Raw genomic sequence first — 9,384 nt, 5'->3', positions numbered from 1 at the left:
GGCCTCAAGGCGTCAAAGGCTTCCAGCTTCTGCCGAGGCGGTGGGTGGTTGAACGCACATTCGCTTGGTTCGGCAGATGCCGCCGCCTCGCCAAGGACTTCGAGGCGACGGCGGCAACCGAAGCTGCCTGGCTGCTGATTGCACACATCAGGCTCCTGACCCGCAGACTCGCGGCTGCAGCTAAGGTTGGGTGATTTATGAGTCAGACTCTCAGGATGACGGGTCTTTTTTTGCGGCACTCATGGTGAGGAGCGCCGCTTGCGGCGCGTCTCGAACCACGAGGCCGAGTTACCTCCGTAGCCGCTGAAGGTCATATGCGATTGCCCTACCCGCAAGCGGGAGAGGGAGCCGACTGCCGATGCAGCGGCTGTCCTTCAACTCCTCGGCACCGGCTGCCGGCGCGCCGGGCGGGTCATGGCCTCGAGCTCGAGGAGCTGGTTGAGCTGCGCTTCGGTCAGCAGTTTTTCCTCCAGCACGATGTCGGCGACCGAGCGGTTCTCCTTGAGCGCACGGCGCGCCACGCGCGATGAGGCCTCGTAGCCGAGCGACGGCGCCAGCGCCGTGATCAGGCCGATCGAGCCCTGCACCAGGCTGCGGCAACGCTCGCGATCGGCCTCGATGCCGTCGACACAGCGCTTGGTCAGCGTATCGACCGCCGCCGTCAGCATGCGCAGCGAACTCAAGACGCAATAGCCGATGGTCGGCTCGAACGCGTTGAGTTGCAACTGGCCGCCTTCGGCGCACATCGTGACCGTGAGGTCGTGCCCGATCACCAGGAAAGCCACCTGGTTGACCACTTCGGGAATGACAGGATTGACCTTGCCGGGCATGATCGACGAGCCGGCCTGCACGGCGGGCAGGCGGATTTCGCCGATGCCGGTGCGCGGCCCCGACGACAGCAGCCGCAGGTCGTTGCAGATCTTGGACAGCTTGACCGCAACGCGCTTGAGCACGCCGGAGAACAGGACGAAGGCGCCGAGATCGGACGTCGCCTCGATCAGGTTGGAGGCAAGCACCATCGGCTGGCCGGACAGCCGCGACAATTCCTCGACCGCGAGCGCCGCATAGCGCGGATCGGCATTGATGCCGGTGCCGATCGCGGTGGCGCCGAGATTGACCTCGCGGAACAGCGCGGAAATCTCGTTCAGGCGCGCGACATCCTCCTTCACGGTCACGTGGAAGGCATCGAATTCCTGGCCGAGCGTCATCGGCACCGCATCCTGAAGCTGGGTGCGCCCCATCTTCAACACGTCGGCGAACTCCACCGCCTTGCCTTTGAGCGAGTAGGCGAGATCGTCCAGCGCGCGCACCAGCGGCTGGGTGGCGAAAATCACCGCGAGCCGCAGCGCGGTCGGATAGGCGTCGTTGGTCGACTGCGCCATGTTGACGTCGTCGTTCGGATGCAGCGCGTGATAGTCACCCGGCTTGCGCCCCATCAGCCGCAGCGCAACGTTGGCGATCACCTCATTGGCGTTCATGTTGGTCGACGTGCCGGCGCCGCCCTGGATCGCGTCGACGACGAAGGATTCGGCATAGACCTTGTCGGTCGCAATCTGGGTGCAGGCCGCTTCGATCGCATCCGCCTTCTCCGGTGCGAGATAGCCGAGCCGCTTGTTGGCGCGCGCGGCAGCCTGCTTCACCAGCGCCAGCGCGCGGACGAATTCCGGGAAGTGCCCGACCGGCACGCCGGTGATCGGAAAGTTCATCACCGCGCGCTTGGTGTGAATGCCCCACAGCGCATTGGCCGGGACGTCGTCCTCGCCGAGCAGATCGTGCTCGGTGCGGGACTGCGCCTGCTCGATCGGCACGGTGCGGACGGTCGCGACCGCGAGCTGGCTGGGGCCGCTGCCGCTCTCGCCGGAGGGGGACGCGGCAGCTGCAGCATTGGCGGTCTCAACCTTCGATTCGGCCATGGTACCTCCGTTACCTCACGCAGATCGTGTCGTCAGCGACGCCATGATGCGCCCGGCGGGCGTCGAAAGCCAATGCCTATCGGCAGAGTCTTGCACACCGGTGAGCGGCAAGACGCGGAAAACCGGCATTGGCGCGCGCCGAACCGTGAGATTAAGGACTTTGCCTTATCCGTCATGATAACAACAACTTATAGCTCGATATCGCGGCTCGCTTCGCGACCGATGCGGCTGCTTTCTCCGCCCCGTCGTCGCGTGCTAGACGAGCATCGACTGGCGCAAGGGCGCCGCCGACACTGAACGAACCAAGGACCAAAGCCGTGTCCAACAATAACGAAGCGATCACCATCAAATTCCGCTGCCCCGCGGAGCTCGAGGGCAAGATTCCGCCGCCGATGCCTGCGTCGTTGGGGCTTCCCGGATGGCTCAAGGCGATGCCGACGCAGGCCTTCAATACGATGAGCAATCGCGAAGAGGATACCGTCAAGCGCTGCCCGCCATTCGTCGATGCGATGACATCGGGTTTCCTTTTGCCGCTGATCTGCGATCTCAAGGTCGAGAATGGCGCGATCACCTGGGACAACGACCTTCCCGCCGGCGGCGCGCTCGAATTCCCGCGCTCGCCGGTCGGCTTCCACGACGAAAGCCAGGTAGTCGGCTCGCCGCTGTTCGAGCCCGACCGCTTCGTCATCAAGTTCGTCAATCTGTGGACCATCGAGGCACCGCCGGGCTACTCGCTGTTCTTCACGCATCCGGTCAACCGGTTCGACCTGCCGTTCACCACGCTGACCGGCATGGTCGATTGCGATCTGTTTCACGACAGCTGGGTTCATTTCCCGGCACGCTGGCACGACACCAGTTTCAACGGCGTATTGCCCAAGGGCACGCCGGTTGCGCAGTGCTTCCCGGTGAAGCGCGAAAACTGGGTCGCGCAGACCGCCGCGATGACGCCGGATGAAACATCGCGCGCCCAGGAACTGACCAACAGGATGGCCCGCGAGTCCGGACTCTATCGGCGGCAGTTTCGGACGTAGAGCGGGCGCGCGAAGCTCCGCTGCGGCCTCCTCCGTCATTGCGAACTACCCGATGGGAGGCTCGGCATCCACCGCCGTCGTCCTGGCGAAAGCCAGGACCCATAGCCACCGTCTTCGGTGATGAGCGGGATCGCGGCCCGGTGTCGCTCAACAACTGAGATTTGGGGTACTGGGTCTTGGCTTTCGCCAGGACGACACCGAATATGTGGCGCGATCCTGAGCCAGTTCGGTGTCTTCACCCGCATGCGGGCGATCCAGTATTCCAGAGGCGCTTGTGCTTGAGCGCAGAGGCCGCGGCTTATCCCTGCCGCTCTAGATTCTAGTTTTGACGCGTTAGCGCGAACCGGTGTCCGCTTCGTTCGAAAACGCCCTAGCTCAGAAATTCCGCAAAGGCGCTGCGACGGAAGAAGAAGCGGCCGTGCGATGACATGATCAGCGCGGCGGTCGTGCGGCCGATCATTTGCGGCCGGCCGCGCAACGCGAGACGCAGATTGGCCTCGCCGGCCGCGCGGTCGCCCATTTCCAGAAGACTGGCGGAGAAGCTGAGACGCGTCAGCGGGTCGTCGGGGCGCTGCGCCACCACCTGGCGGTAGAGATCCGCCGCGGCAGCATATTCGCCATCGAGCAGCAGCACACGCGCGAGCGCGGCCAGAACATCGGGATGTCCCGGCGCCGCATTGCGCAGCTTCTCCAGAATCTCGCGCGCCCGGCCACGCTCATTGCGCTGGGGCAGCAGCTGCGCCAGCAGCAGCTGAAACTCGAGGCTCTCCGGCGCGAGAACGAGCGCGCTCTCGATGACGGCAACCGCCTCGTCGATGCGACCGGCCGAGTGCAATTGCCCCGCCAGCGCCTGGAATGCGGGCAGGTACGGCGGCCGCCGCGCGGTGGTTCGCCGCAGCACATCGATCGCCTCGCTGCCGCGACCAGCGCCGCCCAGCGCTGCGCCGAGCAGGGTCTCGAGGCCGGGATCGTCGACGCGGCGCACGGCTCGCTCGAGCGGCGCGATCGCCTCCTCGTTGCGGTTCTGGATCATCAGCGCCCGCGCCAGGATCGAGGCCGCGCCGACATCGGTCCGGTTTGCCTTCAAGACCTCCGCCGCCAGCCGCTCGGCTTCGACGACCTGTCCCATCTGCAATGCGACCACGGCGCGTTGCAGAACCGGGGATGGGCTGGGCCCGCGATTGGAAAAAGGCGGCGGTTTCGGCATGCGGTCCGTCGTGAGGTGGTTCTGGTCAGCCGTTATCACTGCCGCCGACGGAGCGTCCAGCGAAAGTCGCATCCGGACACCGAGATACCGTCCGGTTCCAGCCCCGCCGACCGATTTCATGCATCCCCGCGGGCGTCAGGCCACGGGGATGCACCCTCCCCCTGCAATTTTTCGACTGCTTAACCTATTCAATCTAGCTTGGGTTGCCATAACAGGGCCCGGCCTGATGCTCGCAACAACGCTCGAAACAATTCAGTCGACGGACTCGAAGCGCGCCAACTACACGCGCGGAATCCTCGTGATGCTGGTCGCCGCCCTCTTGTTCAAGGTTGTGTGGTTCTCCCAGCTGGGGCTGGGGCACGGCCGCGAACTGGTCGACTTCGCCGCCTTCTACATCACCGCAAAGCTGGTGTGGCTCGGCGACCTCGACCAGGCCTATCAATTCGCGAAGCTCGCCATCATCGAGAAGCAGGCGTCGGGCGGGCACGACGGCTTCATGCCATGGACCTATCCGCCGCAATTCAACCTGCTGCTGGCTCCGTTCGCGCTGGTCCCGTTCGGGATGGCCTATCTGTTGTTCATGGCCTCGACGCTGGCTCTTTATCTCGCGGTGCTGCGGCGTCTTGCCGGAAACCGGTTCGTGCTCGTGCTGATCGTTTTCTTTCCGACGATCGGGGTCACGCTGGCATGCGGTCAAAACAGCTTCCTTACCGCCGCATTGATCGGACTGGTGTGCCTGTACTTCGAAGAGCGACCGATGCTCGCAGGCGTGGCCCTTGGTCTCATGATCATCAAGCCGCATTTCGCCGTTGCTTTCGCACTCTACGCCATCCTGCGGCGCTCGTGGATCGTCGTGATGACGGCCGGCGCCGTCGTGCTGATCAGCTCGACGATCTGCACGGTGCTGTTCGGCATGCAGATCTGGACCGTGATGCTGCAGAGCGTGCATGATTCGTCGGTATTCCTGCGGGAAGCCTATTATCCGCTGTATCGAATGGTCTCGACCTATGCCGCGTTGCGAACCACGGGGTTCTCCGCATCGGCAGCGTTTATCGGCCAGGGCATCGTCGCCGTCCTTGCGCTCGGCATCGTGCTGGTCGCGGTCTACCGCAAGATGCCGGTGCGCGAGAGTCTCGGCCTGACCGCGATCGTATCGGTCTGCATCAGCCCCTATGCGTATGATTATGACTTCCTGATCTTCAGTGTCGGAATGGCGCTGCTGTTGCCGGCGCTTCAGGCCAAGGCCCGCGAGTGGGAACGTGCGATCATCTATGCCGCGCCGATACCGATCGGAGCCTTCGGCTACATGCACACGGTCCATAACAACACGCCGCGCACGGACGTCCATTGGGTCGACGTGCTTTCGATCGGAGGCTTCGGGATCGCCGCGCTGATCACGCTGATCGTCGCAATCCTGCTGCTGCGCGAATCAAGCAGCGGCTCTCCCGTTCCGGCGCAGGGGCCTCTTGCGAGGATTTGAGCACCCGGCGCGACGCTGCCCGCGATCACGCAACGCTTACTGCGCCACCATTTCGAGACGATCGCGCGCCGGCAGGGTCGACGCGAAGGCCCTCAGCGCGCCGGCGACGAGCTCCGGCTCCGCGGCCGGCGTGACGTAGAAGCTTACGTCACCGCGCGCGCCGGTCACCGGAATCGTGTGCAGGATCGCGACCTTCCTCCAGCTCGCCGGCACGCCCTGCGCAAACCAGCTGTCGTAGATCATGGCGACGCCGACATGATACTCGTCGGCGAGCGCGGCCATCTCGGCCGGGCCGTAGCGGCCGGCGCGCTTCGCCTTGCGCACGCGCTCCGAACCGAGCCCCCACAGATCCAGGACGAAGTTCGGATTTCCCCAGGCGACGAGTCCAAGATCGTTCACGGCAACCGGCCGCCGGTAGAGCTGCTGGGCGAAGCGGCCCAACTGATAATGCTGCTCGTAGACGCCGCGCGAGGCAAACGGCGTCTCCAGGGCGGCGCTGACATAGCCCACGCTGGCAAAACCGGCCAGCCCGACGCTGGCGAGCGTCGCGGCGGTCCATTGCGGGACGCTCAAGACCGCTCGCGCGCGTGCAACCGCGTAGAGCAGAGCCAGCACCGCAAGTGCAACGATGTAAACCTCATACCGGTAGAACCAGCCATATTGGCCAAAGCCGAGATGCGCAGCGATCGCGGCGAGCACCGTCGCACAGACGATCAGGGCGCCGCGGTCGGAGCGGAGCAGCGCCATCACGGCGGCGAGCGCAAGACCGAGCAGCATCAGCCTGAAGCCGGCGGGATCAGCGAAGCTGTCGCCGAGATTGCGGAGGATGGAGGCGATGACGCCGGTCCCTTCATAGCCGGATTCGGCGATGCGCGATTTGAGCAATACCGAACTCGGCAAAAGCGGGAGACCGAGCGAGGCCATTCGCGCGAAATACGCGGCGAACGCGCAGAGCGTGACGGCAGCGGCCGCGGCGGCAAAACGGCGCTGGCCGAGCAGGGCAAACCCCATCATCGCCGCGATGGCGAACGCGATTCCCTCGAAGCGAATCAGCGGCAGCAGCACCAGCGCCGCGAAGTGCATGGCGGTCGGCGGCCGTCCGCGCGCGGCTTCGGTCAGGCCGCCGAAAGTCGCGACCGTGGCCCAAACGTGAAGACTGTGCTCCATGCCGGTCATCGGCAGGGCGATCGCGCTTGACGAAAAAATGGCGAGCAACGCGACGAAAAACAGCAGCGACTTCTCCCGGCCGGGGCCAAGCAGTTCAGCCGATTCAAGAATGCGCAGGAAAGCCACGACGGTCGCGGCCGCTGCCGCGGCATTGATCAGGAGTGGACCGAATGCGCCAAGATGCAGCGTCTCGGTCACGGCCAGCAGATAGGGCCAGATGATCGACGAGCTTGGCGACGAGACCTCGGACGCAGTGACGCCGTAGCCGCCGGACAGGATGTGATCGGCGACGGCGAGGTGGATGTAGGGATCGTCGAGGGTGAAGATCAGCCTGCCGTCGCAGAGCATGACGCTGAAGATCAGCGTCACCGCGAACAGCACGAGCCACAGCGATGCCGTCACGAGCGGGACGCTCGGCCGGATCGCGCTGGATCGCGGGAACGACGCGTGGTTGGCGGCGACGCCGGGCATCAGATACGCATCCGTTTGAAGATCGTCTCCGGCAGCGCGCAGATGATCGCCATCACCAGCCGGAAGCGGCGCGCCACATAGATCACGTCACGCGGCCTGGTCACATCGGCCCGGAAGATATCCTCCGCGACCCGATCCGGCTGCACCGTCAGGGGAGCCGGCAGCTTCATATGCGCCGTCATCCTGGTCCGCACGAATCCCGGCTTGACGGTGACGACACGGACCTTACCCGCAAGCGCCAGGCGATTGCGCAAGCCGGACAGGAATTGCGAGAAGCCGGCCTTGGCCGCGCCGTAATAATAGTTCGAGGCCCGCCCGCGATCGCCGGCGACCGAGCTCACGCCGACGATGGTTCCCGAGCCGCGCGTCGCGAAGGCTTGCGCGAACAGTTCGAGCAGCAGGCTGGGCGCCTCGAAATTGGTGCGCATGATCTTCGTCGCAAGCTCGGGATCGGTCTCGGCACGCTGCTGATCGCCGAGCTCCCCGACAACGCATACGACGGTGTCGGGAAGTGGGGAAAGACCGGCGACGAAGCCGGCAAGCTGCCCGGTCTGCAGCACGTCGAGCGCGACAACCGAGATTTCGGTACCGCTTCGCGTCTTGATGTCGTCCGCATTGCGCTGTGCCGCGGCGATATCGCGGGCGGCGAGCATCACGCGCCATCCGTCCCTCGCATAGCGCAGCGCGGTCGCGTGCCCGATGTCCGAACTGCCGCCAATCACCAGAATTGATTTTGTGCCGGTCATCAAATTCCAAGCCGTGCTGAAAGATGGGACACGAGGCGACTGTTCGCCCCGATCTGCTGGCGGATGTCGCGCAAGGCCGCAAGGCCGGGATATCCGGATTCGAATGTCGCGCGGGACTGCCGCGCATCCTTGGCGAGATAGAGCCGGCCGCCGGCATCGACCACCAGCGCGTCGAGCTGGTCAAGAAACCCGAACAGCGCGTCGGTGACCGGAAAGTCCATCGTCAGCGTGTAGCCGCGGAGCGGAAACGACATCGGCCCGCTGCCTTCGCCGAGCTGCTTGAGCACCGCGAGAAGCGACGCATCGCCGCGCCGCGACACACGATCGAGAATTTCGGCGAGAACGCGGCGCGCGCGGCTAGCCGGGATCACGCATTGATATTGCACGAAGCCGCGCCAGCCGTAGATCCTGTTCCAGTCGGCGATCGCATCGAGCGGAAAGAAATACGGGTCCCAATGGACCAGCCGTGGCTTGCCCGGATGCGCGGCGCCGCGGCGGAAGTACAGCTCGTTGAACACCCGCATCGATGCGCGATTGAGCAGCCATCCCGGAAACAGCTCCGGGACCGCGAGCCGCGACGCGCGAAGCCTGGGAAACGTCTCGAGGCCGGGCCCAAGCATATCCTTGTCGCGCCGCGTGGCGTGCTCGGCCAGATAGACCAGCGACCGGCCGAGCGCCGCGCCGCGCGCAAGGCAGTCGATCCAGGCCACCGAATAGGTGGTCGATGCGCTGCTTTCCAGCTGATCGATCGCCGCGTCGAGATTGCCGGCGACGCGGGTGTCCTGACGTAGCCAGGCGGTCTCGATCGGCAGCAGCCGCAGCGTCGCGTCGAGGATCATGCCCGTCAGGCCCATGCCTCCCAACGTCGCCGCAAACAGCGCGGCGTTTTCCGATCGCGAGCAGGTGACGATCTCGCCGCCAGGCAGCGCAATGCGGAACGAATCGACGACGGTGCCGAAGCCGCCATCGCGATGATGGTTCTTGCCGTGAACGTCGGCCGCGATCGCGCCACCGACCGTCACGAATTTCGTGCCGGGCACGACTTTGAGGAAGAAGCCGCGCGGCTCGAAAACGGCAAGGATGTCGGCGATGGTTACGCCGGCTTCGACCGTCAATCGCGCGGTTGCGGCATCGAAGCTCCGCATCCGGTTCAGGCCGCGCGACGAAATCGTGGATTGCGTTCCGATCGCGGCATCGCCATAGGCCCGCCCGGCCCCGCGCGCGACGACGCCGGACCGCGCAAGCAGGTGGTCCCGCGCGCCTGCGGGCGTCTGCGGCGCCAGCAGTTCGGACGACGCCCTGGGATAGTTGCCCCAGCCGGACAGGCCAATGCCGCCCGGACTGGAGGTCGACATCACAGCTCCTGGTA

At 65.2% G+C, this 9,384-nt stretch carries 8 protein-coding genes; 3 read left to right on the top strand and 5 right to left on the bottom strand.

The window, feature by feature from the left end; genetic code table 11:
* A partial coding sequence (locus tag ACZBJS_RS31200) for a transposase (protein ID WP_463439698.1) occupies positions 1–194 on the top strand: 194 nt, incomplete at its 5' end.
* A gap of 180 nt (positions 195–374) precedes the next feature.
* Here ACZBJS_RS31200 and ACZBJS_RS31195 read toward each other — a convergent pair.
* Positions 375–1,913, bottom strand: a complete 1,539-nt coding sequence (locus ACZBJS_RS31195; protein ID WP_082654006.1) for an aspartate ammonia-lyase — start codon at positions 1,911–1,913, stop codon at positions 375–377.
* 317 nt (positions 1,914–2,230) lie between these two features.
* Between ACZBJS_RS31195 and ACZBJS_RS31190 the strand changes: the two genes are divergently transcribed.
* Entirely contained in the window at positions 2,231–2,944 is a 714-nt protein-coding gene (locus ACZBJS_RS31190) for a hypothetical protein (RefSeq protein WP_028336241.1), read from the top strand.
* Positions 2,945–3,314: 370 nt separating this feature from the next.
* On the opposite strand, the gene ACZBJS_RS31185 is transcribed toward ACZBJS_RS31190, so the two are convergent.
* Entirely contained in the window at positions 3,315–4,151 is an 837-nt protein-coding gene (locus ACZBJS_RS31185) for a tetratricopeptide repeat protein (RefSeq protein ID WP_463439697.1), read from the bottom strand.
* Between the two features lie 226 nt (positions 4,152–4,377).
* On the opposite strand from ACZBJS_RS31185, the gene ACZBJS_RS31180 reads away from it, so the two are divergent.
* Positions 4,378–5,631 (top strand): glycosyltransferase family 87 protein, encoded by a 1,254-nt coding sequence (locus ACZBJS_RS31180; protein ID WP_463439696.1) that lies wholly within the window; start codon positions 4,378–4,380, stop codon positions 5,629–5,631.
* 36 nt (positions 5,632–5,667) lie between these two features.
* On the opposite strand, the gene ACZBJS_RS31175 is transcribed toward ACZBJS_RS31180, so the two are convergent.
* From ACZBJS_RS31175 to ACZBJS_RS31165, 3 genes are read right to left on the bottom strand one after another with little or no spacing between them, the layout of a single operon-like run.
* Positions 5,668–7,269, bottom strand: a complete 1,602-nt coding sequence (locus tag ACZBJS_RS31175; RefSeq protein ID WP_463439695.1) for a hypothetical protein — start codon at positions 7,267–7,269, stop codon at positions 5,668–5,670.
* Positions 7,269–8,015 carry an SDR family oxidoreductase gene (locus ACZBJS_RS31170; RefSeq protein WP_057020153.1) on the bottom strand — a complete coding sequence of 249 codons (747 nt, stop codon included), beginning with the start codon at positions 8,013–8,015 and terminating at the stop codon, positions 7,269–7,271. The genes ACZBJS_RS31175 and ACZBJS_RS31170 overlap by 1 nt, the downstream gene beginning before the upstream one ends.
* Positions 8,015–9,370 carry an FAD-binding oxidoreductase gene (locus ACZBJS_RS31165; protein WP_316395850.1) on the bottom strand — a complete coding sequence of 452 codons (1,356 nt, stop codon included), beginning with the start codon at positions 9,368–9,370 and terminating at the stop codon, positions 8,015–8,017. The genes ACZBJS_RS31170 and ACZBJS_RS31165 overlap by 1 nt, the downstream gene beginning before the upstream one ends.
* Positions 9,371–9,384: the final 14 nt, after the last annotated feature.

The sequence above is a fragment of the Bradyrhizobium sp. KZN70725 genome (genome assembly GCF_055264925.1).
Note: the sequence above shows the minus strand (reverse complement) of the source record. Positions and strands in the feature narration are given on the sequence as shown.

What these genes read in the sequence shown, in the direction of transcription:
- ACZBJS_RS31170 (WP_057020153.1), bottom strand. Translation starts at nt 8,015, where the DNA reads ATGACCGGCACAAAATCAATTCTGGTGATTGGCGGCAGTTCGGACATC.
- ACZBJS_RS31180 (WP_463439696.1), top strand. Translation starts at nt 4,378, where the DNA reads ATGCTCGCAACAACGCTCGAAACAATTCAGTCGACGGACTCGAAGCGC.
- ACZBJS_RS31195 (WP_082654006.1), bottom strand. Translation starts at nt 1,913, where the DNA reads ATGGCCGAATCGAAGGTTGAGACCGCCAATGCTGCAGCTGCCGCGTCC.
- ACZBJS_RS31165 (WP_316395850.1), bottom strand. Translation starts at nt 9,370, where the DNA reads ATGTCGACCTCCAGTCCGGGCGGCATTGGCCTGTCCGGCTGGGGCAAC.
- ACZBJS_RS31185 (WP_463439697.1), bottom strand. Translation starts at nt 4,151, where the DNA reads ATGCCGAAACCGCCGCCTTTTTCCAATCGCGGGCCCAGCCCATCCCCG.
- ACZBJS_RS31175 (WP_463439695.1), bottom strand. Translation starts at nt 7,269, where the DNA reads ATGCCCGGCGTCGCCGCCAACCACGCGTCGTTCCCGCGATCCAGCGCG.